Raw genomic sequence first — 26,962 nt, forward strand, 5'->3', positions numbered from 1 at the left:
CAGGGTTTTGACATCACTGTTAGTGGTTGGCAGTATGGCTAATTGAGAATGGTGCAAGATCTCAGTTAAAACCGACTGAATAGCTAAGACTCTATAGCCAACACTGAATAGCCCTATAAAACCATCGCTCATTTCAGTCCTCTTCAGAGGACTTTAGCTATTAGACAGGGAATTCATTCCCTGGCGGAATGTCGGGTTGGCTACTGTATTTCTGCTATTTATTGTTCGTTCCCAACCAAAAGAGCATAAGGCCCTCCCAGCTTTTGCAACTCCTCATGAGTGCCTCTCTGAACTACTTTCCCCCCTGCAAGCATAATAATTTCATCGCAATCTCGAATCGTGCTCAAGCGGTGAGCAACCACAATACAAGAAGTACCGCGACGCCTCAAATTGCGATCGATAATTAACTCAGTTTCAGCATCCAGAGCACTGGTTGCTTCATCCAGCACCAACACCGCTGGATTCCTCACTAATGCCCTGGCAATTTCCAAGCGCTGTCGCTGTCCGCCGCTCATATTTGTTCCCCCTTCATTGAGTTGAGCATCGTATCCTCCCGGCATATTCAAAATAAGTTCGTGAATTGCCGCATCAATGCACGCTTGCACTAAATCTGCTTCTGGTACTGTCGGGTCCCAAAGCGTGAGATTTTCCCGAACAGTGCCGGCAAATAGAAATAGCTCTTGTTCGACCATTGCCAGCGAATTTGCTAGGATAGAACGCGGAATCAAATTGCGGGGAACCCCGTCAAATAAAATTTCGCCATTCATTGGTTCGTAAAGTCCGGTAACAAGTTTAGCAATAGTAGATTTGCCCGAACCGCTGCCCCCCACTAACGCTACCCGCTGACCAGGTTTTACGGTTAAGTTCAAGTTTTCAATTAGCGGCGCTTCCAAGCGGCTGTAGCCAAAACTGACACTCCGCAATTCAATACTTCCTTGCAGGTGAAAAGCATCTGGTGCGATCGCGCCGCGGTCGTTTCCACTATTAAAAGAATCGCGGTCTGCTTCTGGATCGATCGGGTTTTGTAAAACGTCATCAAGTCGGCTTAAATCGGCTTCTAATTCTTGCAATGTGCCGCCAAAATTGACCAGGTTGTTAACAGGTCCGAGGAATTGCTGAGTGAGACTTTGATAGGCAATTAACATCCCGATACTCAAACCGCCGTTCATCACCCGCAAGCCCCCAACAACTAAGATAGCAGTTGCGGCTAATGCCGTTAAAAATGCTGGTAATATTGACAATATTTGAGTGGGCAAAGCCAATTCTTGCTGGGCGTTGCTCATTTTGGCATAGTACCCGGCAAACTTAGAAAATAAATCGAATTCTAAACCGCTAGCTTTGACAGTTTCAATAGATTGAATGCCTGCGATTGCAGCACCGCCCACCTTACCTGTTTCCTGAGCTAATCTGGTGTTAGCATCGACGCGGCTGCGGGATAAAGATTGCAGTGCCAAAAAGTTTAATGCTGCAAAAACAGCGGCAACGCTGGTCAATACCCAGTCGTACATAACCATAATTATCGCATAGAAAACCATCATCACCGCGTCGATCGCAGTTGCAGCAAGTTTCCCCGATAAAATTTCAGCAACCTTGTCATTAACTTGGCAGCGGCTGCTAATTTCACCTGCAAACCGCTGCGCGTAAAATCCCACAGGCAAGCGCAAAGTATGCCAGAGAAACTGTCCCGACATCGAAATCGAAAGTTTGTTTGCCAGCCGCCGCAAATAGAAAAGCCGCATCCGCGCTAGCAGCCCTTGGACGGCCGCCGCAAACAGCATTCCCAATATTAAAGGTCGCAGCCACTCGTGACGGTTTTCGACGAGAATTTCATCTACAAAAATTTGGGTAAATGCCGCGCCAGCCAAACGGGGAACAGTCAGTAATAAACCAGCAATTAAACAAAATGCGATCGCCCAACGGGAACTTTGCAATCGGGAATCTAAAGCACTGGCAATACTCGGTTTCTTTCCACCCTTTTTAAACTCAGGCCCAGGCTCAAAAGTCAAAACAACGCCAGTATAAGCAGACTTAAATTCTTCAAGGGAAACAGTCCTCGGCCCCGATGCGGGGTCGTTAAGGTAAACGCGCTTTTTCTTCATCCCCTCAACCACCAAAAAGTGATTGAAATTCCAAAAAATAATAAAAGGCGGCGGTACAATTTTCAATTCTTCAACAGTTTTTTTAAACCCTTTAGCATCTAAGCCGTAAATTCTGGCTGCTTTAAGGATATTAGAAGCTTTACTGCCATCGCGAGAAACGCCGCACTCGCTCCGCAATTGAGCTAACGGTACCGGGTGTTCGCAGTAATTTAAAATAATTCCTAAAGCAGCAGCACCGCATTCTACTGCTTCCATTTGTAACAGTGTGGGAGTACGAACCCGCCTTAATTTGCGCGGCGTAAAAAATTTGTCAATCCAGGGAATTTTCATTGTTTATTAACGGGTAATTAGTAAATGAACAAGACTGACGCACCGGAACCTAGAAACTGGGTTTTTTTACGAAAATACTTCGTGAGGGCGAGCAGATTAGGTAAAAAACCCGGTTTCTGACTACCCATGCGTCAGTCCTGTTGTTAGTAAACTCCTGTCAAAGATCGAAAAATAGGAATCACGTAAGAAATCGGCGCTAACTGCCCGATTTGAACCCGAACTAGCGCAGTAGTACCGGGGGAAATCTTGAGAGGAGGCCCGTTCGAGGAAGACCATTTGTAACCGCTGATAGTGTTCGGATCTTCCTGCAATTCCACAAAAACTTGCACGGGAGCACCGCCACCAGCGATGTTTTTCGAGATGCTGTCAGCCAAATTTTCATTGCCGATAATTGCCGACATATCTTGATTAGTAACGGGAAAAGGAGAAACTTGCGTTATTTTGCCGACAATGCCGCCGTAGCGCTCTCGCTTGACGACGCTAGGGGTAACTTGTACAGTCATTCCCGGTTTAATTTGCTTGCCGTCTCTGTCAGCAAAATAAACAAGACTGACCATTTTTTCGCGAGCATTTTGAGATTCAACTGTCCCGATCCTTGTACCGATGTTCAGCATTTGACCTGCAACGGCGCTAACTTCTAAAACGCGGCCGTCGTATTGGCTGGTAATTTTGCTGTCGGCGGTCAACTGATTCTGCAAGTGGGCAATCTTGCGTTTAACTTCCTGAATTTGATTTGTTTGGGCGATCGACTTCTCTAAATCTTGTTGAGCTAGTTTGACCGCTTGGGTTTCCATGTCTTTAATCTTAGTTTTGATTTCGTCAATTTTATTCAGGTTTTGCAGGTAATCTCGTTCGGCGTTACTTTTCTGAACTTTAAGTTCTTGGAGATTGTTTTTAATTTCGTTAAGGCGGTTGAGATTTTGCAGGTACTCCCGTTCGGTATTGGTAGCTTCAACCTTGAGTTGCTGCCGGCTGTTTTTGATGTCGTCAATTTTATTGAGATTTTGCAGGAATTCGCGATCGCTATTGGTTTTCTGAACGTCGAGTTCCTTTAACTGCGTTTCAATATCCGCCAGTTGCGTCTGAGAGTCCGCGAATTCCTGTCTCGCTTGCAGCATTACATCCTCGCTAATCGCCCTCTCTTGTTCGTAAAGAACGCGGCGAGTTTCAAAGCGCTGCTGTAAAGTTTCCACCAAAGAAGTGATGTGCTGCTTTCGCTGCAAAAGACTGTCCCGTTTTTTGGCGATCGCGGCCAGAGTTTGCTGCCGCAATATCGGTGCAACTTGTTCCCGCCGCAAACTTTCTTCCAAACTTTGGCGTTTTTCTGCTAATGCTGTCAGAGTTTGCTGCCGCAGTACCGGCGCAATTTGTTCGCGGCGTAAACTTTCTTCCAAACTTTGGCGTTTTTGCTCTAATGCAGCCATACTTTGCTGGTGCAATATTGGTGCAACTGACTCCCTATTCAAGCTTTCTTGAAGGTCTTTTTGCTGCTGTTCGAGGGTTTTTAATTCGAGGGCAATCTGCTGTTTTTGCAGCTTATTAGTATCTTGTTTTTGCCCTTGCAGTTCAGCTAATTTCGCTTTTTCTTGCTCTAGCTGCTGCTTGAGGTCTAGTTTATCAATTCTGCCGATTTCCTGACCGCGTTTCACTGCATCTCCCGGCTTGATATTGAGCTTTACCAATTGACCGGAACTAGCAGCTTGAAATTGCACGACTCGGCGGGGCAGAAGCAACACGCCTTGACCGGAAACAGTCAGCGGAATTCGCCCGATCGCGCTCCAAACGCCCGCAGCAGCCACCAAACAGCCAATAGCAGTTAGCGGCAGCCACGATCGAGGACTGACCACCTGCATCATTTGGTCGAGGCGTTCCGGTGAAGATAAGCGATCGATCGCTTCGGTAGTGAAAAGTTTGTTTTGTTTTGCCTGCATCAGCTACTCCTTTCATAAAGTGCGATCGCGGCTGTCAGCAGGGGTGTATTTGAAGGGGAAATTCCTTGCAAGTTAATTGAGGCACAAACAATTTCCCAACAAACGTTCAAAGCTTCCGTGAAATTACTTGAATGTTCTCACTCCTGTTTGCAGCTTGCCTGTAAAATCACTTTACGACAATTAACCCTCGTAAGACCTAACTAACAGTAGAGTTTTCAGCTAACAAAAAGACCAGCTTATAGCCAGTCTTCAGACGGGGGAATGACCCGAACTTTCGGCTAGGTATCGCCCGCAGCCAGTGTCTACACATTGTAACCAGTTAAGCTAAAAACACTTTTGTCTATGGGTAGAATTACTCTTAGGTATCGAAGTAGCAACTTAAAATATGGTGCCATTTGTTCAACTAAGATCTTGCAACAATGTCAATAAAGATAAGGGAGGGCGGGTCTATTTTACCTGTCTGCAACCTTTAAGGCTACTCGCGAACCCGCCCCTACAGCTAATTGAGAATGGTGCAACATTTTAGTTCAAGGAGGTTGGAAGAAAAACTGTTCAGAACTTCGTTGATTAGGAGGAAAAGGAAAAGCAATTACCGATATTTGAGGTTTTTGCGATCGCTTGACTATTCCTCAATCCCGATTTTTGGGTTCAGCAAAATACTCAACTGGGTCTAAAGCTAATACTTTTTGTTCAGGTATAAAAAAATGATAAATCCCTCAAGAAATCATCTCTCAAGCAATCTGCTCAAATGGGATTTCTAATGCCTCCCTCTGCAAGTATATCTCCTATAGCAATCCTCGCTCGCATCATTTGTGAATTTCTTACTTTCTCCCCGCGGGATCGGGGAGGGTTGGGGTGGGGTAAAAAATTATGATTCCTGCAAGGATTGCTATATAGTTTGATTTTTGATCAGGTTACTGAACCAACCCTAGTGCAACAAAAGGTTCTCGTTTTGCTTGGTATTTCTCTAACTTATACGCAGTAAAACAGGGGCAAAAATCTTTGTTTCAAAAGCTTACTACACTGAATATGCTTTTTGTCAATTTGGGAAGTTTAGTGTAATTGGTGATTGGTAATTGTATGTTGGGTAGAAGGAAGGGAAACCCCACCTACAATTACTATTAACAGTCAAAGTCAAAAGTCCAAAGTTAACAGTCAACAATTAATTGTTAACTGTTGACTGTTAAACTGAATGCCGGTGCCGAACTCACGAGAAACTGCCGGAATGGCTGTTCATTCTCTCGACTTAGAACTTTTGGAGAGCTTACCCTCAAAAGGTTGAACTCCACTATTTGGATAGTTGTCATCGCTGGGGCTAAAAATCCGCACCGCTGCTTCCGAAACGTAACGCATCGCGTTTGCCAAAGATTTAGAAAGATTCATAGAATCTGCCTCTCTTGTCTGGGTTCTGATACTTTTAATATTACTCGGATTTTTGGGCTGTGGATGAGTTTAGCAATATTTATTTGAATTACTTATTGGTCTGCAACAATGAAGCAAGCTGAAGGTTTGAGACATTACACATTTTTGGACGATCGACCTTTTGCTGATAGATTTTTCCTGGCTCAACTCAAGCAGTCGCGATCGCCCTTCGACGCTCAGAAACCGAGTTTTCTAACTCTATTCAAAGGCTGCAACGAAATATTTTCGCAAAAAACCCGGAACGCTTGAGTTTTTATGCTTAATTCCTGAGTTTGTTAAATTAAGTATTTATATGGATTTTACCATAATTTTAATGTACAAATCAACCAAAATCCGCTATTAAAGGGCATAATCAGCGAATTTTTTCGACAAATATCTGCAATCTTCATCAAATATTTACAAAAAGATATGGTGTTTGTCACTATAATTAAGAAAAAGAAGTTTGTCCGGGGTTTTTCTTATGGAAACTGCGACAGAAAGCCTGCAGCTCACAGGTTTTGAAGAAATCTTAGAAGACCGGGAACTGACGGTTTCTTCAGCAGATTACAGCCTTTTGACCGATCTCTACCAGCTAACGATGGCCGCTTGTTACGTCGGGGAAGGGCTCGACGGGCGGGCCGCGAGTTTTGAATTATTCGCGCGCAGGCTGCCAGAGGGTTTTGGCTACGCGATCGCGATGGGTTTGGCTCAAGTTATCGATTATTTGGAAAAATTTCGGTTTTCGCCGACGCAAATTCAGGCTTTGCAGTCCACTGGAATTTTTGCCGGTGCCCCGGAGCGATTTTGGACTTTACTCGCCACAGCCCGTTTTACTGGCGATGTTTGGGCGGTGTCCGAGGGGACTGCGGTGTTTGCCAACGAGCCTCTGCTGCGAATTGAAGCTCCTCTGTGGCAGGCTCAGTTAGTGGAAACTTATTTATTGAATGCCATAAATTATCAAACTTTGATTGCGACGCGGGCAGCGCGGCTGCGCGATGTGGCTGGCCCGGAGGCTAAGTTGCTGGAATTCGGGACGCGCAGGGCTTTTGGGCCTCAAGCTGCTGTGTGGGCGGCTAGGGCGGCTCTGGCTGCGGGGTTTGACGGAACTTCTAATGTTTTGGCTGCTTTGAAGTTGGGCCGCAAACCTGTCGGTACGATCGCCCATGCTTTGGTAATGGCTGTGGCTGCCCTCGAAGGTAGCGAGAATCAGGCGTTTGCAGCTTTTCACCGCTATTTTCCGGGGGCGCCGCTGCTGATCGATACTTATGATACTGTGGCGGCGGCGCGGATGTTGGCCGATCAAGTAAACAGTGGTGAAATGCAGTTGGAAGGCGTGCGGCTGGATTCCGGCGATTTGGCGGTGCTGTCTCGGGAAGTTCGATCGATCCTTCCGGGCGTTCCAATTTTTGCTAGCGGCGATTTGGACGATCGAGAAATTGCTAAATTAAAAAGCAGCGGCGCTTGCATTGACGGTTACGGTTTGGGAACCAAGTTGGTCAGCGGTTCCCCTGTCAACGGTGTTTATAAGTTGGTGGAAATTGACGGAATTCCGGTGATGAAAGAGGCAAGCGACAAGGTAACATATCCAGGAAGAAAGCAAATTTTTAGACATATTGAAAATGGGCAAATTCTCGGAGATTGTTTGGGATTGTCGGGAGAAACTATTCACAATTGCGATTCTTACCTACCATTAATGGAGTTGGTTGTCAAGGATGGCAAACGAGTCCAGAACCCGGAAAGTTTGGAGGAGATCGCCAAACGCACTGCTGCTTCTGTCGCCAGTCTTCGACCCGAAACTCGCCAACTTGACAACCCGATTTCGCCCTCAGTGGAAATTTCTACAGATTTGCAGAGTCTCACCCAAAAAACGAAAAAGAGTCAGTAGTCAGTAGTCAGTAGTCAACATTTAACAGTCAACAGTCAACAGTCAACAATTCCCAATTACCAATTACCGATTCCCTATGCAGAAGATTGCTCTTTTTGGAACCAGTGCCGATCCGCCCACAGCCGGACACAAAACTATCCTGAATTGGCTTTCCCAACATTTTGATTGGGTAGCAGTTTGGGCGTCGGACAATCCTTTTAAGTCGCACCAGACTTCTCTAGAACACCGATCGGCAATGCTGCTGTTAATGATTCAAGAAATTAATTCCCCCAGACACAATCTTTGCTTGCATCCAGAACTCAGCAGTCCGAGGACGGTGGAAACTGTGGAACAAGCAAGATTGCTGTGGCCGAATGCAGATTTGACGCTGGTAATAGGTTCGGACTTGGTGGGGCAATTGTCTCGCTGGTACAAATTTGAACAATTGTTAAAACAAGTGGAGTTGCTGATAGTACCACGACCCGGTTATCCGTCAGAGCAATTAGATTTGTGGCAGTTGAGGCGCATGGGTGCAGACGTGGCGATCGCATCTTTGAGTGCTCCCAATGTTTCTTCTACTTCCTATCGCGAAACAGGAGACACGGAAGCTCTGACTCCGACCATCGAAGATTACATCCATAGGGAGCATTTGTACGCATGGCAAGAGGCACAAAAAAGAGCGAGGGTTGCTCATTAGCTGACTTTAAAGTAGGAGTAGATAATGTTATTTTTTCCGTCGATACCGTGCAGAACCGCTTGTTGGTGCTGTTGGTAATGCGGCAAGACGAACCGTTTATCGATTCTTGGAGTCTTCCCGGTACTTTGGTGCGTCAGGGCGAGTCTCTTGAAAATGCGGCTTACCGAATTTTGTCTGAGAAAATTCGGGTAAAAAATTTGTATCTGGAGCAATTGTATACTTTCGGAGAACTAGGGCGCGATCCTCGGGAATTTACCAGGGGCGATCGTTATCTTTCGGTTAGTTATTTTGCTTTGGTTCGCTTTGAGGAAGCTGAGTTAATTGCTGGGAGTGTAGTCGCGGGTGTCGGGCACCGTGTCGGCGGCATTGCTTGGTATCCCGTGCAACAAGTTCCAAAGCTGGCCTTTGATCACACTCAAATTCTCGAATACGGATATCGGCGACTGCGTAACAAACTTGAATACAGCCCGGTAGCTTTTGAAGTTTTGCCGGAACTTTTTACTTTGAGCGATTTGTATCAACTTTATACAACTATTTTGGGGGAAAGTTTTTCTGATTATTCTAATTTTAGAGCTCGATTGTTGAAATTGGGTTTTTTGTGCGATACCGGTGTTAAGGTTTCGCGCAGGGCTGGCCGCCCTGCTAGTTTGTACCGCTTTGATGCCGCCGCTTTTGCTCCTTTCAAAAATAAGCCGTTGGTGTTTATCTAGCTGTTCCTTGGATGACATTTGGGGATCAATTTAGTAACATTAGAATAGAAGCTATTAAGGAGTGTAGACTATGAAAGACCCTGATGAATGCGCTAATATTCACGAAGTTCGGGAGGAAATTGATATCATCGATCGAGAAGTGATCGATGCTTTGAGCAAGAGATTTAAATACGTCGTCGCGGCAGCAAGGTTCAAAACGAGTGAAGCTGGCGTTAAAGCGCCCGATCGCTTTCATGCTATGTTACAGCAGCGGCGCGAGTGGGCTTTAGAATCAGGTTTGAATCCTGATGTGGTTGAAAATATTTACCGGGATTTGGTAAATTATTATATTGAGGAAGAGTTGAAACATTTCAAATCAGAGTAAGGTTTCTATACATTCAAATCTAGAACTATAGGAAAGTGAGTCCGCGCGGGCGGACTGTTAGCAATATTTATGAGGTGATTTGGTGATATGAAAATTGCGATCGCACAACTCAACCCTACGATTGGTGATATCTTTGGCAACTCCAACCTAATTCTGGAGGCAGCGAAAAAAGCTGAGGTTGAGGGCGCAAACTTATTGCTAACACCGGAGCTTTCCCTGATCGGTTATCCGCCGCGCGATTTGTTAATCAATCCGAGTTTCATTGCAGATGCAGGTGTACAGTTGGAGCAACTGGCGCAAGCTTTGCCACCGGAGTTGGCAGTCATAGCCGGCACTGCCTTACCTAATGCTAATGCTGTTAAACTCGGCGGAAAATCATTGTTTAATAGCGCTGTTTTGTTGCAAAATGGCGCCGTCAAACAAGTTTTTCATAAACGCTTGTTGCCTACTTATGATGTATTTGATGAAGATAGATATTTTGAACCGGGAGAAAACAGCAATTACTTTTCTATTGGCGAACTCAAAATCGGCGTGACAATTTGTGAAGATTTGTGGAACAATGAGGAGTTTTGGGGTAAACGCAGTTACGCAGGCGATCCTGTTTCCGATTTGGCAAAATTGGGTGTAGATTTAGTGGTGAATTTGTCGGCATCGCCTTATTCTGCGGGGAAGCGGGGAGTGCGATCGGCGATGTTGCAGCACAGCGTCATCCGCTGCGAGATACCGATTGTTTACGCTAATCAGGTAGGGGGAAATGATGATATTATTTTTGACGGCAGCAGTTTTGCTCTGAATCGAAAGGGTGATTTGATTCAGGTATTAGCTTCTTTTGAAACGGATTTTGCGGTGCTGGAATATGACGCAGCTAAACAAGATTTAGTTGGCAGCGGCGGGATCGGGGAAGATGCCCGATCCACAACTGATTTAAGTTTTCATCCTGCCGAGGGAGATGCCGAAATTTGGGCTGCTTTGGTTTTGGGAGTACGAGATTATGTCAGCAAGTGCGGTTTTTCTAAGGTTGTACTTGGTTTGAGTGGCGGGATAGATTCGGCTTTGGTGGCGACGATCGCCAGTTGCGCGATCGGGCCCGAAAATGTTCTAGGGGTGCTGATGCCTTCTCCTTATAGTTCAGATCATTCGGTTAATGATGCTTTGGAATTAGCCCGAAATCTGGGGATCGCGATCGAACTATTGCCGATCGGCGATTTGATGAAAACTTACGATCGCACTCTCGCCGATTTGTTTGTCAACACAACTTTCGGGATTGCTGAGGAAAATATTCAATCGCGGATTCGAGGCAATCTGTTGATGGCAATTTCTAATAAGTTCGGACATTTGCTGCTTTCGACTGGTAATAAGTCGGAAATGGCGGTGGGTTACTGCACTCTCTACGGCGATATGAATGGGGGATTGGCGGTGATTTCTGATGTCCCGAAAACTCGCGTTTATTCGCTTTGTCGGTGGCTGAATTCTGGCGGATATGTAGGGGCGGTGCCCCCGTGCCCGCCCTCTCCATACCCACCCCCGTGCCCGCCCCAGAGACAAGAAATTATTCCGGTTAATATTATTAGTAAAGCGCCGAGTGCTGAACTGAAACCGGGGCAAATTGACCAAGATTCTTTGCCGGATTACGATGTTTTGGATGACATCTTGCAGCGGTTGATAGAATATCACGAATCTGCCCAACAAATTGTCGCTGCAGGACACGATGAAGCGGTGGTTAAACGTGTAGTAAAATTAGTGAGGCAAGCGGAGTTTAAACGGCGACAAGCAGCCCCGGGTTTGAAAATTAGCGATCGAGCTTTTGGTACCGGTTGGCGGATGCCGATCGCCAAATCTTCATTTTATTAAACGCATCATTAAACGCAAAATGGTTAACATCGACGGTAGTTTCGGCTTCGATTTTCTCCTGGGAACTCTCAGCAACGATACGATTAGAGGATTTGCAGGTAATGATACTATTCAAGGTTTGGGCGGAAACGACCGAATTTTTGGCGATCGGGACAATGATTTGCTAGCAGGAAATGAAGGCGCTGATACGCTGTCTGGCGGTCAGGGAAGCGATACAATCTATGGAGGACAAGACTCCGATTGGATTTTTGGCGATCGGGGTAACGATTTGCTAATAGGCGGCGAAGGCGGGGATATCTTAACAGGAGGCGCGGGGGATGATTTATTTGTGATTGAAAGAACCTCCGCCGCATCTACTATTACTGAAGCCGATATAATTACAGATTTTGCCAACGGAAATGATAAAATTGTCTTGACAGAAGGCATGAAGTTTAGCGATTTAGATATTTCTCTTGCGGATAACCAAACTGTGATGAAAGATAAAAATTCTGGTAATTATTTAGGAGTAATTTTGGGAAACCCTAATCTGACAGAAACCAACTTTATATCGCTGTTTAGCGGGATAGATATGGGTCAACTTTTGCCAGTTTCTGTGAATACTATTGTGGGCGATCGCCCCCTGGGACTAGAAGTGGCAAAAACTCCCGAAGAACAAGCAATTGGCTTAATGTTTCGCACAGAATTGCCCGATGACAGGGGAATGTTTTTCCCGATCGCCCCCGCGCGAAACGTGCGTTTCTGGATGAGAAACGTGTCGATCGAACTCGATATGATTTTTCTGCGCGAAGGCGTCGTGCAGGCGATAATTCCTAACGTACCGCCGTGTTTTAGCGACACCTGCCCCAACTACGGCCCGGATGTTCCCGTTGACGGAGTTATTGAACTCAGAGGCGGAAGGGCGGCCCAATTGGGACTCAAAGTTGGCGATCGGATTCCCAATTTACCCTAAAAGGTATATGATTTTATCGCAGCATTCAACATTTGTGCATCCAATGAATCCTATTGAATTAAAAATAATCCCCCATCAAACTCAAGACGGTTTAGCTTACCAACATTTGCGCTTGCGAATTACAACTCAAGACGGTATCATCACACCCGATGATTTACAAGGTTTGAAACTTCCTCCAGACGTTCAATTGAGTCAAGGAATTGTCATTGAAGGTAGAGGAGCAATTTGGCTGTACGGGTATTTAGTGCACGAATGTCATCCTGCGGCTTGGGTGGGATGTTACGATCCGCGATTAGGAGGTGCGGTGGTAGTAGCGACGCACAAGCACGAGGTATCTGTTGGACAGGTATTAAAATTGAGTTTACCAACTGATTAAGACTCTCCTAAGTTTTAGGTGATAATAAATAAAAATAAAACTTCCCGTGGTGGCGGCATCTTAGCTGCGTTAGCGACACGCTCACACTACTGTTTCCACCACAAATCCAGGAGAGTCGTGATTAAATTAGAGCGTTTTGGGTTGACGGGGTGACAACCCCGTCAGTGCTTTTTGTTCAATGAAGTTTTTCGCACCCACGTTCATCTGGGACGTGCGGGTTTTCCGAAAGTGACAATTGTCATATTTTACGCCGTGCTGGCAATTTCATACGGATTAGCTTTTCGGAGACAAATTCGCTCGACTCCCTATGCTTTACTGCTGAGTGGCGTTGGTTGGTTATTTGTTGCCTTTTTTGCAGAAGCGCTGCCGTTAAAAAACGAGATTGTTTCGAGCTTGCTGGAGGGAATACCGAAGCTGTTGAGCGGGATTAATATTGCACTTTTTTTTTGGTTTTTGTGCCAGGGTTTGATAGTGCGATCGCTCAATTTTTCTAACACGAAATCAACTCCCGAATGAAGTAAGACGAAGATTTACCGTTGGGTGGGGGCGGGTTTTTGAGATTGTCTATTTTTGGCAAATATTGTTTGTAAAACCCGCCCCTACATGATTGTATAATCGGTTAAAACAGAGATATTGCACCATTGTCAATTAGCCTTTTATGAACAGGCAAGATGCCTGTTCCACAAGAAAATTTATATTTTGTGGAACAGGCATCTTGCCTGTTGCTGACAATGGTGCAAGATATCAGTTAAAACAGAAAATATCGCTGCGCCATTGGCAAAACTGTTGCCGGTTCGCAAGTTAACAATTCCCCATCCGCCCTCACTTCATAGGTTTCTGGATCGACTTCCATCTGTGGCAAATAATCGTTGAGTTTCATATCTCTTTTACTAATTTGCCGCGTGCCCGAAACTGCTACAGTGGGCTTTTGCAAACCGAGCTGTGCGGCAATATCTCGATCGCGCGCCACCTGACTTACAAACGTCAAACAAGTCGCCCCAATAGCCCCCCCAAAACTGCCAAACATCGGCCGCATATGCACCGGCTGCGGCGTCGGAATGCTGGCATTAGCATCTCCCATCTGCCCGTAGGCGATCGCCCCTCCTTTAATTATCAACTCTGGTTTCACCCCAAAAAACGCCGGCCGCCACAAACACAAATCCGCCAACTTACCCTCTTCCACCGAACCGACATACTGACTAATTCCGTGAGTAATCGCCGGATTAATTGTATATTTCGCAATGTACCGCTTCGCCCGAAAATTGTCATTTTCTCCCCCTGTGGAACCGGCATCTTGCCCGTCCAAATTCCCTGTGGAACGGGCATCTTGCCCGTTCAAAATCCCCCTTTGCACCTTCATTTTATGCGCCGTTTGCCAAGTCCGAATAATCACTTCCCCAACCCTTCCCATCGCCTGCGAGTCAGAAGAAATCATACTAAACGCACCTAAATCGTGCAAAATATCCTCAGCAGCAATAGTTTCCCTTCTAATTCTCGACTCAGCAAAAGCCACATCTTCAGGAATCCCCCGATCTAAATGGTGACAAACCATCAACATATCTAAATGTTCTTCCAAAGTATTGACAGTGTAAGGGCGAGTCGGGTTAGTAGACGAAGGCAAAACATTAGCTTGGCCGCAGACTTTAATAATATCCGGTGCGTGTCCGCCGCCTGCACCTTCGGTGTGGTAAGTGTGGATTGCCCGATTTTTAAAAGCGGCAATTGTCGCTTCCACAAATCCCGCTTCATTGAGAGTGTCGGTGTGAATTGCAACTTGCACGTCGTACTCGTCAGCTACACTCAAACAATTGTCGATCGTCGATGGCGTAGTTCCCCAATCTTCGTGGAGTTTCAAACCCATTGCACCGGCGAATATTTGTTCGACTAATCCTTGAGGTTGGCTGCTATTTCCTTTACCTAAAAATCCCAAATTCACCGGAAAAGCGTCGGCTGCTTGCAGCATTCGGTACATATGCCAAGGGCCGGGAGTGCAAGTTGTGGCGTTTGTACCCGTTGCCGGGCCAGTGCCTCCTCCTATCATCGTGGTGATTCCAGAGGCGATCGCCACTTCTATTTGTTGCGGGCAAATAAAGTGAATGTGAGAGTCAATTCCCCCAGCCGTGAGAATCATTCCTTCACCAGCAATAACTTCTGTACCCGGCCCGATAATAATATCTACTCTATCTTGAATATAAGGATTTCCGGCTTTACCAATTTTGTAAATTTTGCCGTCTTTAATCCCGACATCTGCTTTAACAATTCCCCACCAATCCAATATTAAAGCATTAGTAATTACCGTGTCAACAGCACCGTCAGCATTAGAAATAGGCGACTGTCCCATACCATCGCGAATGACTTTGCCGCCGCCAAATTTAACTTCATCCCCGTAGGTTGTGAAATCTTTTTCAACTTCTATGAATAATTCTGTATCGGCTAAACGCACGCGATCGCCCGTTGTCGGCCCGAAGGTTTCCGCGTAGGCGCGACGATCCATTCTGTAACTCATATTAATTAGCTCCTTACTTGATTTAATTTTGCCACAAACTGCTTAACCTGTTCTTCTGTTTTAAAGAATCCTTCAGCAATTAAACCAAAGGAATCATCTTGTTCTATTTCTTGATAGTTAGGTAACAAATCAGCAAACTCTTCTGCATCAATGTTTAAATAGTTGGAAATTCTATCTATGTATACCTTAACTTTTAGACCATCCCTAGGCGTGCTTTCAGTTAACAAAAGATTTAAGATAAGTTTGCCATTCCGACATCTTTCTCTCAATGCCAGACCTTTTGTTGTTGTATTTATCCAAAATATATCTGGTACAACTTCGTCATAAAGTAGTCTATAAACTTTTCCAACTTCCTTGTCATCTGCCATTTCAGATAATTGTTCTAGGGTCAAGTTGGGAGTTTTTTGGGATATATTTACAGGTTTTATTTCAGCCTCAATCAACATTTTTCTTGCTAGTAACTCTCTACCGCTTGAGTCACGGAAATACTGGAATGTTGCGACATTGATCCTCACACCATAAGTTTCTGACAAGTATTTAATAATTCTTTCAGAATTACTATCTATCTGTGCAGCTACAACTATAATGTTGTGCTGATAATTCAAAATATTAGGGAATTCTGAGCTAAATTTATCACAAAAAGCATCTTCTAAGTTACTGCCATTTTTAGTTAGTAAATAAGCATTGGCAATTTCTGTCAATCTCTCCTTTGACAAATCCTTAACCCATGAGGCGTAATCCAAGGCTTGTGCTGTTACTTCTCTTGATGTTTTGTCCTTCTTTAACTCAACAATGACTAAATCTCCGTTCCTATCTATACATAAAAGGTCAAGCTTTCCACCATAATCAGTAATCACTTGCCGACCAATTACCAAGAGATCGTCTGCTAGGATTGAAATATCATTATCTAACCAGGTTTCCAAACGCGATTCTAAGTCTAACTTAGATTCTGTAATTTCATTCAATTTATCCTTTGATATTTCCCACAATCTAATTTGATCTGACATATCGAATTATAATCCTACTAATTATTCTTTTTAAGCTCGGCAAACAAGTCTCACCCATCTAACTTACCGTTCACTTTCCCATTAAAGCCGTAGACTTCACGACTGCCGACAAACGCTACTAATTGCACTTCCCTTTCATCTCCGGGTTCAAATCGGACTGCTGTACCTGCGGGGATATCCAGCCGCATTCCTTTTGCTTGTTCTCGATTAAATGCCAAGGCTTCGTTCGCTTCATAAAAGTGATAGTGGGAACCGATTTGAATCGGTCTGTCTCCCGTATTTCCTACCAGCAAGCGCACTGTTTCACGCCCTGCATTTAATTCAATTTCGCCTGCTAAAACCATCATTTCTCCCGGAATCATATCTATCTCCTGCGAGTTGTTGCGGTGGAATATTTAACGAATCGGATCGTGGACTGTAACCAACTTAGTACCGTCGGGAAAAGTCGCCTCAACCTGTACTTCGTGCACCATTTCCGGTATGCCTTCCATGACATCTTCCCGCGTCAGGAGAGTTGTCCCGTAGCTCATTAAATCTGCGACGGTGAGGCCGTCTCTAGCTCCTTCTAAAATCGCGGCGGAAATGTAGGCTAGTGCTTCTGGATAGTTTAATTTTAAGCCTCTTTGTTTCCGGCGCTCTGCTACCAGGGCGGCGGTGAAAATCAGCAGTTTGTCTTTTTCTTGGGGGGTGAGTTGCATTTTTATTCTGGTAAGGGCGATCGCATTATTTGATTATGATATCTTTTACGGTTGTTGGTGAATGATTTAACCGCAAAGGGCGCAGAGGGCGCTGAGTCAGAGAAGAGAGAGATGAATAATCTAGTTAGGAGGGCAACTATACATTGAAACTCAAATATCATCCTATTTTATCCAAACTCTGGGCAAACAGCAAGGGCGTTCTGAAAAAGATAAGCGCAGCAAGTGCCAAATGCTGACAAACCAGTCTCTAGCTTCGGTGGTGGATGAACCGCGATATCGGCACAGCAAACCGTTAGGAATACGAGTCACGCCGGTGGAATTACCCGGATAAATTGTTGCCTCAGATGGCAAATTTCGCACTTTTTCCACGAGTTCTTTGGTGACGGGTTCGCCTACCCAAGCGAGGGTGGCGACTACGGGTTTTCCTGCGAGGCCGTGAGGACTTTCGAGCATTTTTTCTCCACCTTTGAGCAATTGTCTGTCAATCCATAAAGGGCTGTTTTGTTGCCAGACTTCGGTATGCGATTGCCATTCTCCAGACAAGAATTTTTCGCCCCTAGCAGTGCGTCCAAATCTGGTAATTTCCCACAGCATAATGCTCGCTTGCGGTGCTAATTCTACCCGAAAATTTTGCCGATATATTGCGCCGTCAAAAACTATTGTTTCCTGTGGCAGCCATTCTAAATTAGCACCGGCTTCTAGTTTGATGTCGATATTTTGTTGTGATTCTAGTCCGCTGCTACGATAGATTTTACTAGCAGCGGCGCTGGTAATCAAGGCTTTGGCGTTGGGTTGGAGGTGAAAATGGCTGGAAAGTCGATCGCCCCCAACAACTCCCCCAGCCGTGTGCAAGATGACGCTGTGACAAACCTCTTTACCCTCTGGATAAAACGGACGCTGCACCTTTAGGGGCGCTTGCATTTGATTGTGAATGATTTGAGTTGCGCCGTCACGGTTGGCGTAGACTATATTGAGCTTGCCGTGCCATCCATTTATCTTATTTGCAGCTTGTTCAGTCGAGTTTTGAATCACAGATTTTTAGAGTTCAAGAATAGACATTATAAAAAATATAGTATTACTACCCGCTACCCAACATTCCGCCAGGGAATTAATTCCCTGGCTCACAGCTCAAGTCCTCTGAAAGAGGACTAAATAAATAGCATAACAGATTTTTTTAATGGTTTAATTAAAAAATATAAAATATTCTTTTCAGTCCTCTTCAGAGGACTTAAGCTATCTAGACAGGGAATTTATTCCCTGGCGGGCTATGACAAAAGATAACAATAATACAAGATAGCAGATTATACTAATTAATCAGGCCTTTAAAACTATCCTCCCATGCCAGCCACCCCCGAAAGCCTCCACAAATTCGTCGCCTACTGCCAACAAAACATTACAGGCGATGAAAAAGGACAAGCACAGGTATTTTTAGACCGCTTTTTTCAGGCATTCGGTCACGAGGGGACATTAGAAGCAGGCGCAACCTATGAACAACGCATCGAAAAAGCTAGCAAGAAAGGTCAAATGGGATTTGCTGATTTGGTATGGAAAAAGCACGTTTTGATTGAAATGAAAAAGCGGGGAGAAGACTTAACTAAAAGAGAGTATCGCGCCCAAACTGAGCGGTATTATCTGCGCCTAAAAAAAGACGATCGCCCTCGCTACGTGATGATGTGCAATTTTGATGAATTTCACATTTACGATTTTGACCTTCAGCCTGATGAACCTTTAGACATTATAGCATTAAAGCAATTGCCAGCGCGATCGCCCGCTTTTGCCTTTATGGAATCTGTCGTCCGTCGCCCGATATTTAAAAATAATCAAGTCGAGATTACAGAAAAAGCTGCTAGCAGGATGGGGATGTTGCTGGAAATGCTAATTGAGCGCGAAAAAGAGCGCAAATCTCCTAAATTTAATGAGCTTCAAGCCCAGCGATTTGTGTTGCAGTGCGTGTTAGCAATGTTTGCGGAAGATAGGGGACTTTTGCCACTAGGACTCTTTACTCGCTGCGTCAAAGATTGTCTGGAAGGGGCAAGTACCTACGATGTTTTAGGCAGCTTATTTCAAGCAATGAACCAGGATGGAGTCACGCCATCGGGACGTTATAAAGGTGTGGAATATTTTAATGGCGGCTTATTTTCAGAGATTCACCCCATAGAATTGCAACCGGGAGAGTTAAAAATATTAGAAGTTTGTGCCGAACAAAATTGGAGTAAAGTACGCCCTTCTATTTTCGGCAATATCTTTGAGGGGGCGTTGAAGAATGATAAAAAACAGCGACACGCACATGGCATTCACTTCACCTCTGAGGGAGACATTCGGCGGATTGTTTTACCAACGATTACTTATTACTGGGAGGAACGGATTCAAGCTGCAACTACAGTTAATGAACTGCAAAAACTGCACCAGGAAATAGGTAGATATCGGGTACTAGATCCCGCCTGCGGTTCGGGAAATTTTCTCTATGTGGCATATCAGGAACTCAAGCAGATTGAAAAGTTATTGTTAGATAAGTTAAATGACTGTGAAGGTTCAAAAGTTTACCTTTCAGTAGTGACGCCGCAGCAATTTTATGGTATGGATATTAACTCGTTTGCGGTTGAGTTGGCGCGGGTGACGCTGATGATTGGCCGCAAGGTGGCGATTGATAATTTGGGATTGCAAGAACCTTCTTTGCCTTTGGATACTTTGGATCAAAATATTGTCTGTGCTGATGCTTTGTTTACTGAGTGGGTGAAGGCGGACGCGATTATCGGAAATCCGCCATTTTTAGGGGGAAAGCATATGAGAATGACACTGAATGACAAATATATTGACTGCGTATTTGAACGGTTTTCAGATGTCAAAGATTCTGTGGATTTTTGCTCTTATTGGTTTCGGATTGCTCATAATAATTTAGGCACTAATGGCCGGGCTGGTTTGGTGGCTACTAATTCAATCAGTCAAGGGAAAAACCGCGCTGCTGGTTTAGATTATATTGCTCAAAATGGCGGTTATATTTATGATGCTATTTCTACTCAACCTTGGTCGGGTGAAGCTAAAGTTCATGTAAGTATTGTTAATTGGAGCAAGTCAGAGCCGAAACGTTACAATTTAGATGGTCGCCCAGTTTTAAATATTAATTCTTCGCTGCAAGCTACGATTGATGTTTCTCAAGCTGCGAAATTGTTAGCTAATTCAAACAGATGCTTTCAAGGTGTAATCCCGGTTGGAAAAGGATTTATTGTTACTCACCAACAAGTTGAGAATTGGGTGAAAGCAGATGCTAAAAATCAAGAGGTTCTTAAACTATTTTCAATGGGTGCAAATTTAGCAAAAAATCCTAACGGTACGCCGGAACGCTGGATTATTGACTTTAATGATATGAACATTGAAGACGCGAGTGAATACCTGCTACCTTTTGAATACGTGAAAGCTAATGTAAAGCCTGAACGGGATGATAATCGGAGAGAATCAACTAAACTTAATTGGTGGAAATATGGGGAAAAGCGACCTGCAATGAGAAAGGCGATCGCACCGTTATCTCACTACTTTACTGTGCCGAGAGTTTCAAAATGGGCTGTCTTCATTCCCGCCCCCGTTAGCTGGCTGCCGGGAGACAAATCAGTAGTTGTTGCCTCTGATGATTTTTATGTGTTTGGCATTCTCTCATCTCAAGTACACCGGACTTGGATGCACGCTCAAAAATCAACTCTCAAAGCAGATATCGCTTACACCCACAATACCTGTTTTGAAACTTTCCCATTTCCCCAGACAGTAGCGAAGCAATTAGTAGAGCAAATTCGCGCAACTGCTGTCGAACTTCACGAATACCGCACTCAACAAATGTCATCAAAACAGTGGGGAATTACTCAGCTTTACAACAAGTTTTTTGCAGAACCAACCAGCCAACTTTATAAACTCCATGAAGCGCTCGATCGCCAATGTAATGCAGCTTACGGATTTACTGACAGCGACGATATCTTAGCAAAACTGCTGGAATTAAACCTAGAACTGGCAGAAAAAGAAAAACGGGGAGAACCCGTAGTTGGACCTTGTGTCCCCAACTGAGTAAAAATACTAATCGCAGTTATTATAAGTTTTGTAAATCTGCGTAAAATCACATAGATTGTTGATACAGATCACAAACATTCTCGCATAATAACAGAGATAATTAAGAAGGGATCGGCTAAATTGCGTCTGCTAGCAGCGAAAACAGCATTTATCTGGTGGACTTAAGACAAAAAATAGTTTCAATATTTTGTACGCAACCGACTGTCCGCCCCAAAATTACGCCAAAAGTTAAAAGCCAAAAAAACTGTCGGATCTCCCGATCGCATTTTTTCAGGAGTAAGAGCCGAAATATTATAAGTTTTAACCCAGGTTAAATGATACACCCATAAATTTCGGTTTTGGCTGTTTTTCAAACTTACAAAAAATTGTGCAGGATGTCAACAACTCCTGATTATTTTGGGAGGAACTTTAAATGTTATTATTTACCCACACTCAGCGCCAAGATAGTAAAGTAGAGTCAAATTGCTATCTTAAAAAAAACTTGCTCCCGCATTCATTTATTAATTTAAATTGGCTGAGGGAACGATTCAATCATTTGCGGATCGGTCAAAAAATTAGCTATGGCTATGCTTTAGCGATTGGCATAGCGATTTTTGGCACGGGTACGGGACTGAAAGTCGGAGACTACTTTCGCAAGCAAGCTTTAATTCAGGTAAATGTTGCTGGGCAACAGCAGCAACTGCTGCAAAATTTGCAAAATACCGTATTTGAAGCCCGATCGCACGCAGCGAGATTGCCGGCCGTTTTGGGAAACACGCTGTGGCTGCAATACGAGCACGATCGGTTTGTCCAGCAAATCAATCAGGCGAAAATCCTGATTTCAGAAATTGAATCTTTCGCACGAGAAAATCCCCAGGGATTACCAACAGAAGAGGCAGCATTACAGGCTATATTGAAGAGATCTGCCATCGTTATTGATTACTACGCTCAGCTAATTAAATTGCAGTTAAAAGAAGCGGAAGTTTGGAACTTGCCACCCAACAGAATCGAGTCCGCACAGCTACAAATGTTGAGGACTAGCAGCGGTCAAGAGGCGATCGTACTAGATAACTTTGCTCAGAGTTTAACCGAGCTAATTGCTGCAGTAGAAGTTCACAAACTGCAAGGAGTGGAAGCATTAGAAGAAACTGAAGGTTTGCGAAACCGAATTATTATCGGGAGTATGCTAATTTCAGCACTCATCGCCGTGTTACTTGCTCGCAAAACTAGCCGCGCGATCGCCCAACCCATCGAAACCGTCACTAATTTTGCTCAGCAAGTCACTCGCGAATCGAACTTCAACCTGCAAGTACCAGTCAAAACCGAAGACGAAATCGGAGTTTTAGCGGCCTCTTTCAATCAATTGATTCAGCGAGTTAGCGAGTATACACAAGAACTAAAACAAACTCAATCCCAATTAATTCAGACCGAAAAAATGTCATCTCTCGGTCAAATGGTTGCAGGGATAGCCCACGAAATCAATAATCCCGTCAACTTCATCGGTGGCAACATTGACTATGCCAAGCAATACATCGAAGATTTGACTGGTTTGGTAACTCTCTATCAACAATCCTATCCCAACCCACCAGATGCAATTTTAGAGCGCATCGAAGACATTGAACTCGAATTTCTCAGAGAAGATTTACCAAAAACCCTCTGTTCGATGAAAATGGGAGCCGATCGCATTCGCGAAATTGTCGTATCCATGCGGAATTTTTCGCGATCGGACGATGGAAAAATGAAATCAGCCGATATTCACGAAGGAATTGATAGCACCCTCGTCATTCTCAATCACCGACTCAAACAAGGTATTCAAGTTATTAAACAATACGGCAAGTTGCCTGCGGTTGAGTGCTATCCAGCCCAACTCAATCAAGTATTTATGAATATTATTAGTAATGCAATAGATGCGCTGGAGGAGGTGAAAAAGGAAGACAAAGGCTATTCGCCAACCATTTGGATTAGCACGGAAATTACAGCCGACAATACTGTCACCGTCAAGATTCGGGATAACGGGCCGGGAATTGCCTCCGCCAGTACCCAACAGATATTTGACCCATTTTTTACTACAAAGTCGATCGGCAAAGGCACTGGATTGGGATTGGCTATTTCCTATCAAATCCTTGCCAAGCATCACGGCAAAATTGAGGTAAATTCTCAAATAGGACAGGGCACGGAATTTGCGATTACTTTGCCAGTTGCTGCGTAATATAGGACGGGCTAGAAGCCCATCCCACAAATCTTGCAAGAATTACTACAAGCTGGCGCGCATCTAACTTGAAGAATCCTCTTTATTAAAACTATTGTGGGGTGGGCTTTGAGCATCGCCCGAAAAAAATAAAGTTAAATGCCGCAACAGCTTATTAACTCACAAAGGATAGAATTTGATGGGGGTGGAGGGACTTGAACCCACACGACCGTTTCGGGTCAACGGATTTTAAGTCCGTAGCGTCTACCATTCCGCCACACCCCCCTTTTGTCAAATTGCTGTGGATTTGATTCACTGACAGCAACAGCCTTTTATTCTACAGCCAAAACCCCAATTTACGCAACCCCTAATCAAAAAATTCCCAAAAGTCGCGCTGGATCTCCCCAAGCGGTACAATAGTTAACCAGCTAACGCAGCCTGTCAACTGACTTACCCGTGTTATTATTCCCCTAAAGCAAATCTATGTATATTACCTTACTGCTTTACGCCGTCTTGGCAGGAGCCTACCTCCTGGTAGTACCCGCGGCCACCTACGCTTACCTGAACAGCCGCTGGTACGTGGCTACCTCTTTTGAGCGTGGCTTCATGTACTTCTTGATGTTCTTCTTCTTCCCAGGTATGTTCCTCCTAGCTCCGTTTTTGAATTTTCGCCCCAAACGGCGGCAGATAGAAGCCTAAATGCGACGTATTGACGTAATTGGAATCAGTCTCGGCTTTTTTGTAGCGGGTGGCTTGGTCTACTTGCTACTGCAATTCGCCGGACTCGACAGCATGAATGCAGGCATTTGGAGTCAGTTATTTTTGGTTGCTGGCTTGATTGGCTGGCTGGTGACTTATTTATTTCGAGCGCTGACTCAAAGTATGACCTACAGCGAGCAACTGAAAGAGTACAAAGATGCTGTTTTGCAGAAGCAGCTAGATGCACTCACTCCTGAAGAATTAGCCAAACTTCAAGCGGAAATTGAGCAGGAAAAAGATAGTTAGTCAGTGGTTAGTTGTCAGTTGTCAGTTGTCAGTGGTTAGTGGTTATATCATGTCCGGTCGAGCGACCGCGATTTTTGTAGGGGCCCGTGAGCCAACAATACCTGCCAATAATTGACAATCTCAAAAACCCGCCCCGACCGGGATATTATGGTTAATCGATCGGACATGATATTAGTTGTTATTAGCTAATACCAACAACCAACTGCCAACAACCAACTGCCAACAACCAACTGCCAACAACCAACTGCCAACAACCAACTGCCAACAACCAACTGCCAACTGCCTAATGACTATTTCTAATTGTTTTGAAACGTTACGCAAGAACCACCAATGTGCATTGATTCCTTTTATTACTGCTGGCGACCCAGACTTGGAGACAACAGCTAAAGCACTGCAAATTTTGGATGATAACGGTGCAGATGCGATCGAGCTTGGGGTTCCCTATTCTGACCCGCTAGCTGACGGGCCGGTGATTCAAGCCGCTGCTACAAGGGCTCTACAGCGGGGAACGCGGTTAGATGCGGTGCTGGAAATGGTAGCGAAAGTTAGTCCGAATTTGCGATCGCCCATTATTCTCTTTACCTACTACAACCCGATTTTGTACCGAGGTATAGAAACCTTTTTGCAACAAATCAAAAGTGCCGGAGTTCAGGGATTGGTTGTCCCAGACTTGCCCTTAGAAGAAGCTGACAGTCTCATCCAACCTGCCAACAAATTAGGGATTGAACTAACATTATTAGTTGCTCCCACAAGTCCCAAAAGTCGCATAGAAGCGATCGCTCGGGAGTCTCAAGGATTTATTTACTTGGTCAGCGTGACGGGGGTTACGGGAGTACGCGAAGGCTTAGAAACGAGAGCAAAAGAGTTGCTGCAAGAACTCCGAAGCATCACCGACAAACCCATCGGCGTCGGGTTTGGTATATCGAAACCCGAACACGCTCGCCAAGTGAAAGAATGGGGTGCAGATGCTGTGATTGTTGGCAGTGCTTTTGTCAAACGCTTGGCAGAAGGTACTCCAGAACAGGGTTTAGAGGCGATCGGCGAATTCTGCAAAAGTCTCAAAACAGCGATTCAAAATGATTAGCAACTGTACAGATACTTTCAGCCATTAGACAGATGTGTGCGATCGGGATGTGCCGCCACAATTGCGATTAAAGACCTTGTTGTACTTGAGATAATACACCACCTTCCTTCTAGTTCCTGACTAGAAGGTTTTTTTTGATCCCAAAATGCAAAACGTTTCTACGCAGTGCCCGCACAGAGAACCAAACAGCTATGTAGGGAAACGACTTTGCCTTGTCCTGCGCGGGGTGCTGCGACTTTTAATAATTGGTAGAAGATTGAGGATTGTCCATTCCTTTTTCCTTTTTCCTTCTTCCTTTTTCCTTCTTCCTTCTTCCTTCTTCCTTCTGCTATAACTTAAGGAATGTAACTTGGGATAGATGAAAAGCTACGGTTTCTATTCGTATAGTAAAAAAAGTGTTTAAGTGCCTAATTTGGTAAGGCTAGCCATCTACAGAACCACCAGGCATTTGATCATCTCACAATAGAAAGGAGCATTTTTGTCAGGAACTCAGGGCTAAGTGCCACTGAGCTTGTAAGAAATTGCAAGCTGTTCTGACCAGACCCCCCGCATGGCGGAGACGTTATTTAGGTCACGACACCGGCGAATGCGACGCCAGTTTTCCGCTCTGTCATCTGCAATTAAACAGTTTTAAAGTCACTGAAACAGTGTTGCAGGTCTAACAAGCCTTTATAACCAGGTCGAGGCGAACATTACCCCGCAAGGGAGAAAGGAGACAACCATATCTCCATCGGAGGGGCAACCATACCTCTCCAACCCAGAAAGGGGATTCAAAGCGGTTGAAACCGCCGCGTCGTTTCCCTCTCAGGGCTCAAGCCACGCTTGTTTCCCACTTACCGAGCATTTTTATGAAGAGACTAACTGCATTTCTGAAAAAAATTCGAGCTGTACAAATTTTAACAGTGTTTCTGGCTGGCATTTTAGTATTAGTGAGTACGGCCTGCAGCCGCCCTGATGTGACGGCCGGAAACACTGATGCGATAGTAGGAAAAACTGATGTGAAGGTAGGAAAAACTGCCGACAAAATTAGAGAAGAAGTGCCTTCAGGGGCTGTAACTTCCGAATTCAAAGGCGGCATGAACGATTACAGCGATGTCGATCCTAGAAACAAAAAGATGACAACAACAGAAGCAAAAGCTCAGCTTCTCAAAGATCAAGCCCAGAAACGCATTGACACGAAATCTAGCAACAATGTAGGCGAAAATGTACGGCGGGTAGCGGATGACGCGCCTGACAAACTCGACCAAATTGGCCAAAAGGTGAAGGACGATGCTCGCACAGCCCAGCGCAAAGCTGATGACTTTGGCGACAAAACCAAACAAGGCTTTGCTAATCTTAAAGAAAACACTCGCGAAGGCTTGAAGGGAGCAAAAGATATTGTTAAAGAAGCTACCGAGGGAGCAAAAGAAAGAGTATCAGAGGGTACTGAGTCCCTGAGATACGGTACCAGCGGCGGCCAAGAAAATATCAATGATGCAGCGCGAGATGCACAATAGAACGCTGAAGATGCCTCGAACAAGGTTCGCTGGAAAGTGAATCGATATCTCGAAATAACTCAACGAGTGGCAGAAACAGTGGCAGACGCGATCAACTAATATCAAATAACGCTGTTTCCTTCTCGGGAAGCTAGATTCCGACAGGGGTTAAAACCCCTGTCGGAATCTAGGTAAAGTCCTGTGAAGACTACTGCCTATTACTATTTGATTTGGTTTTAACCCCTGGGAGGGCTATTAGCCTGGAAGTAGAGTGCAGGGGGGTTTCACCACAATCCAAATGCCCTGTCCGGTTCGTTGGGGGCGCGACCTGAAAGGTCGTTCGGCACGTGGAGCCTACTCCACTAAGGGATTCACACCCCTTACTCTCACGTAAA

At 44.8% G+C, this 26,962-nt stretch carries 23 protein-coding genes and 1 tRNA gene; 15 read left to right on the plus strand and 9 right to left on the minus strand.

What is annotated here, in order from left to right:
* Nucleotides 1-218: 218 nt before the first annotated feature.
* From QUA58_RS26365 to QUA58_RS26375, 3 genes are all read right to left on the minus strand, one after another.
* Nucleotides 219-2,429 carry an NHLP family bacteriocin export ABC transporter peptidase/permease/ATPase subunit gene (locus QUA58_RS26365; RefSeq protein WP_333396953.1) on the minus strand — a complete coding sequence of 737 codons (2,211 nt, stop codon included), beginning with the start codon at nucleotides 2,427-2,429 and terminating at the stop codon, nucleotides 219-221.
* Nucleotides 2,430-2,572: 143 nt separating this feature from the next.
* Entirely contained in the window at nucleotides 2,573-4,360 is a 1,788-nt protein-coding gene (locus tag QUA58_RS26370; RefSeq protein ID WP_333396956.1) for an NHLP bacteriocin system secretion protein, read from the minus strand.
* Between the two features lie 1,233 nt (nucleotides 4,361-5,593).
* Entirely contained in the window at nucleotides 5,594-5,743 is a 150-nt protein-coding gene (locus tag QUA58_RS26375; protein ID WP_333049849.1) for an isochorismate synthase, read from the minus strand.
* Nucleotides 5,744-5,851: 108 nt separating this feature from the next.
* Here QUA58_RS26375 and QUA58_RS26380 point away from each other — a divergent pair, with 108 nt between their 5' ends.
* From QUA58_RS26380 to QUA58_RS26420, 9 genes are all read left to right on the plus strand, one after another.
* The gene (locus QUA58_RS26380; protein WP_333158420.1) at nucleotides 5,852-6,031 is read left to right on the plus strand and encodes a hypothetical protein; all 180 of its coding nucleotides are present in this window, start codon (nucleotides 5,852-5,854) and stop codon (nucleotides 6,029-6,031) included.
* A gap of 211 nt (nucleotides 6,032-6,242) precedes the next feature.
* A complete protein-coding gene (locus tag QUA58_RS26385) occupies nucleotides 6,243-7,646 on the plus strand; it encodes a nicotinate phosphoribosyltransferase (RefSeq protein ID WP_333396958.1) in 1,404 nt (467 codons plus the stop codon).
* Between the two features lie 76 nt (nucleotides 7,647-7,722).
* Nucleotides 7,723-8,322 carry a nicotinate-nucleotide adenylyltransferase gene (locus tag QUA58_RS26390; RefSeq protein WP_333247224.1) on the plus strand — a complete coding sequence of 200 codons (600 nt, stop codon included), beginning with the start codon at nucleotides 7,723-7,725 and terminating at the stop codon, nucleotides 8,320-8,322.
* A complete protein-coding gene (locus QUA58_RS26395) occupies nucleotides 8,283-9,032 on the plus strand; it encodes an NrtR DNA-binding winged helix domain-containing protein (protein ID WP_333396960.1) in 750 nt (249 codons plus the stop codon). Before QUA58_RS26390 ends, QUA58_RS26395 begins: the two co-directional genes overlap by 40 nt.
* A 70-nt stretch (nucleotides 9,033-9,102) precedes the next feature.
* Nucleotides 9,103-9,396 carry an isochorismate lyase gene (locus QUA58_RS26400; protein WP_333247220.1) on the plus strand — a complete coding sequence of 98 codons (294 nt, stop codon included), beginning with the start codon at nucleotides 9,103-9,105 and terminating at the stop codon, nucleotides 9,394-9,396.
* An 87-nt stretch (nucleotides 9,397-9,483) separates the two neighbouring features.
* Nucleotides 9,484-11,247 (plus strand): NAD+ synthase, encoded by a 1,764-nt coding sequence (locus tag QUA58_RS26405; RefSeq protein ID WP_333396962.1) that lies wholly within the window; start codon nucleotides 9,484-9,486, stop codon nucleotides 11,245-11,247.
* 19 nt (nucleotides 11,248-11,266) lie between these two features.
* Complete coding sequence (locus tag QUA58_RS26410; protein WP_333247217.1) at nucleotides 11,267-12,196, plus strand: DUF192 domain-containing protein; 930 nt, start codon at nucleotides 11,267-11,269, stop codon at nucleotides 12,194-12,196.
* A 43-nt stretch (nucleotides 12,197-12,239) separates the two neighbouring features.
* Nucleotides 12,240-12,572: a CRISPR-associated ring nuclease Crn3/Csx3 gene (gene crn3, locus QUA58_RS26415; protein ID WP_333247215.1), complete on the plus strand. Its 333-nt coding sequence runs from the start codon at nucleotides 12,240-12,242 to the stop codon at nucleotides 12,570-12,572.
* A 171-nt stretch (nucleotides 12,573-12,743) separates the two neighbouring features.
* Nucleotides 12,744-13,088, plus strand: coding sequence for a hypothetical protein (locus QUA58_RS26420; RefSeq protein ID WP_333247213.1), 345 nt, complete (start codon nucleotides 12,744-12,746; stop codon nucleotides 13,086-13,088).
* Between the two features lie 232 nt (nucleotides 13,089-13,320).
* Here QUA58_RS26420 and ureC read toward each other — a convergent pair whose 3' ends face one another.
* From ureC to QUA58_RS26445, 5 genes are all read right to left on the minus strand, one after another.
* Complete coding sequence (ureC, locus tag QUA58_RS26425) at nucleotides 13,321-15,078, minus strand: urease subunit alpha (protein WP_333247211.1); 1,758 nt, start codon at nucleotides 15,076-15,078, stop codon at nucleotides 13,321-13,323.
* A gap of 5 nt (nucleotides 15,079-15,083) precedes the next feature.
* Nucleotides 15,084-16,085, minus strand: a complete 1,002-nt coding sequence (locus QUA58_RS26430) for a DUF91 domain-containing protein (protein ID WP_333247209.1) — start codon at nucleotides 16,083-16,085, stop codon at nucleotides 15,084-15,086.
* 50 nt (nucleotides 16,086-16,135) lie between these two features.
* Complete coding sequence (locus QUA58_RS26435; RefSeq protein ID WP_333396964.1) at nucleotides 16,136-16,447, minus strand: urease subunit beta; 312 nt, start codon at nucleotides 16,445-16,447, stop codon at nucleotides 16,136-16,138.
* Between the two features lie 33 nt (nucleotides 16,448-16,480).
* Nucleotides 16,481-16,783: an urease subunit gamma gene (gene ureA / locus QUA58_RS26440; protein WP_015179363.1), complete on the minus strand. Its 303-nt coding sequence runs from the start codon at nucleotides 16,781-16,783 to the stop codon at nucleotides 16,481-16,483.
* Nucleotides 16,784-16,945: 162 nt separating this feature from the next.
* On the minus strand, nucleotides 16,946-17,815 hold the full coding sequence (locus QUA58_RS26445; protein WP_333247205.1) for an urease accessory protein UreD: 870 nt from the start codon (nucleotides 17,813-17,815) through the stop codon (nucleotides 16,946-16,948).
* Between the two features lie 306 nt (nucleotides 17,816-18,121).
* Here QUA58_RS26445 and QUA58_RS26450 point away from each other — a divergent pair, with 306 nt between their 5' ends.
* Complete coding sequence (locus QUA58_RS26450) at nucleotides 18,122-20,833, plus strand: DNA methyltransferase (protein ID WP_333396967.1); 2,712 nt, start codon at nucleotides 18,122-18,124, stop codon at nucleotides 20,831-20,833.
* Between the two features lie 415 nt (nucleotides 20,834-21,248).
* Nucleotides 21,249-23,024, plus strand: coding sequence for an ATP-binding protein (locus QUA58_RS26455; RefSeq protein WP_333247201.1), 1,776 nt, complete (start codon nucleotides 21,249-21,251; stop codon nucleotides 23,022-23,024).
* A gap of 179 nt (nucleotides 23,025-23,203) precedes the next feature.
* On the opposite strand, the gene QUA58_RS26460 is transcribed toward QUA58_RS26455, so the two are convergent.
* Nucleotides 23,204-23,288 (minus strand) — tRNA-Leu (locus QUA58_RS26460).
* Nucleotides 23,289-23,486: 198 nt separating this feature from the next.
* On the opposite strand from QUA58_RS26460, the gene ndhL reads away from it, so the two are divergent.
* From ndhL to QUA58_RS26480, 4 genes are all read left to right on the plus strand, one after another.
* Nucleotides 23,487-23,702 (plus strand): NAD(P)H-quinone oxidoreductase subunit L, encoded by a 216-nt coding sequence (ndhL, locus tag QUA58_RS26465; RefSeq protein ID WP_193972727.1) that lies wholly within the window; start codon nucleotides 23,487-23,489, stop codon nucleotides 23,700-23,702.
* The gene (locus QUA58_RS26470) at nucleotides 23,703-24,008 is read left to right on the plus strand and encodes a DUF3007 family protein (RefSeq protein ID WP_333247199.1); all 306 of its coding nucleotides are present in this window, start codon (nucleotides 23,703-23,705) and stop codon (nucleotides 24,006-24,008) included.
* Between the two features lie 286 nt (nucleotides 24,009-24,294).
* Nucleotides 24,295-25,092, plus strand: coding sequence for a tryptophan synthase subunit alpha (trpA, locus tag QUA58_RS26475; RefSeq protein ID WP_333247197.1), 798 nt, complete (start codon nucleotides 24,295-24,297; stop codon nucleotides 25,090-25,092).
* A gap of 848 nt (nucleotides 25,093-25,940) precedes the next feature.
* Nucleotides 25,941-26,588 carry a DUF6658 family protein gene (locus tag QUA58_RS26480; protein WP_333247195.1) on the plus strand — a complete coding sequence of 216 codons (648 nt, stop codon included), beginning with the start codon at nucleotides 25,941-25,943 and terminating at the stop codon, nucleotides 26,586-26,588.
* Nucleotides 26,589-26,962: the final 374 nt, after the last annotated feature.

The sequence above is a fragment of the Microcoleus sp. N9_A1 genome, from assembly GCF_036701795.1.
Taxonomy (GTDB): domain Bacteria; phylum Cyanobacteriota; class Cyanobacteriia; order Cyanobacteriales; family Microcoleaceae; genus Microcoleus.

Excerpts from the sequence above, each read along its gene's own strand:
- QUA58_RS26410 (WP_333247217.1), top strand. The coding sequence starts at position 11,267 with ATGGTTAACATCGACGGTAGTTTCGGCTTCGATTTTCTCCTGGGAACT.
- QUA58_RS26390 (WP_333247224.1), top strand. The coding sequence starts at position 7,723 with ATGCAGAAGATTGCTCTTTTTGGAACCAGTGCCGATCCGCCCACAGCC.
- QUA58_RS26370 (WP_333396956.1), bottom strand. The coding sequence starts at position 4,360 with ATGCAGGCAAAACAAAACAAACTTTTCACTACCGAAGCGATCGATCGC.
- QUA58_RS26450 (WP_333396967.1), top strand. The coding sequence starts at position 18,122 with ATGCCAGCCACCCCCGAAAGCCTCCACAAATTCGTCGCCTACTGCCAA.
- QUA58_RS26480 (WP_333247195.1), top strand. The coding sequence starts at position 25,941 with ATGAAGAGACTAACTGCATTTCTGAAAAAAATTCGAGCTGTACAAATT.
- QUA58_RS26470 (WP_333247199.1), top strand. The coding sequence starts at position 23,703 with ATGCGACGTATTGACGTAATTGGAATCAGTCTCGGCTTTTTTGTAGCG.
- QUA58_RS26375 (WP_333049849.1), bottom strand. The coding sequence starts at position 5,743 with ATGAATCTTTCTAAATCTTTGGCAAACGCGATGCGTTACGTTTCGGAA.
- ureC (WP_333247211.1), bottom strand. The coding sequence starts at position 15,078 with ATGAGTTACAGAATGGATCGTCGCGCCTACGCGGAAACCTTCGGGCCG.
- QUA58_RS26395 (WP_333396960.1), top strand. The coding sequence starts at position 8,283 with ATGGCAAGAGGCACAAAAAAGAGCGAGGGTTGCTCATTAGCTGACTTT.
- ndhL (WP_193972727.1), top strand. The coding sequence starts at position 23,487 with ATGTATATTACCTTACTGCTTTACGCCGTCTTGGCAGGAGCCTACCTC.
- QUA58_RS26385 (WP_333396958.1), top strand. The coding sequence starts at position 6,243 with ATGGAAACTGCGACAGAAAGCCTGCAGCTCACAGGTTTTGAAGAAATC.
- crn3 (WP_333247215.1), top strand. The coding sequence starts at position 12,240 with ATGAATCCTATTGAATTAAAAATAATCCCCCATCAAACTCAAGACGGT.
- QUA58_RS26430 (WP_333247209.1), bottom strand. The coding sequence starts at position 16,085 with ATGTCAGATCAAATTAGATTGTGGGAAATATCAAAGGATAAATTGAAT.
- QUA58_RS26455 (WP_333247201.1), top strand. The coding sequence starts at position 21,249 with ATGTTATTATTTACCCACACTCAGCGCCAAGATAGTAAAGTAGAGTCA.
- QUA58_RS26435 (WP_333396964.1), bottom strand. The coding sequence starts at position 16,447 with ATGATTCCGGGAGAAATGATGGTTTTAGCAGGCGAAATTGAATTAAAT.
- QUA58_RS26365 (WP_333396953.1), bottom strand. The coding sequence starts at position 2,429 with ATGAAAATTCCCTGGATTGACAAATTTTTTACGCCGCGCAAATTAAGG.
- ureA (WP_015179363.1), bottom strand. The coding sequence starts at position 16,783 with ATGCAACTCACCCCCCAAGAAAAAGACAAACTGCTGATTTTCACCGCC.
- QUA58_RS26400 (WP_333247220.1), top strand. The coding sequence starts at position 9,103 with ATGAAAGACCCTGATGAATGCGCTAATATTCACGAAGTTCGGGAGGAA.
- QUA58_RS26380 (WP_333158420.1), top strand. The coding sequence starts at position 5,852 with ATGAAGCAAGCTGAAGGTTTGAGACATTACACATTTTTGGACGATCGA.
- QUA58_RS26405 (WP_333396962.1), top strand. The coding sequence starts at position 9,484 with ATGAAAATTGCGATCGCACAACTCAACCCTACGATTGGTGATATCTTT.
- trpA (WP_333247197.1), top strand. The coding sequence starts at position 24,295 with ATGACTATTTCTAATTGTTTTGAAACGTTACGCAAGAACCACCAATGT.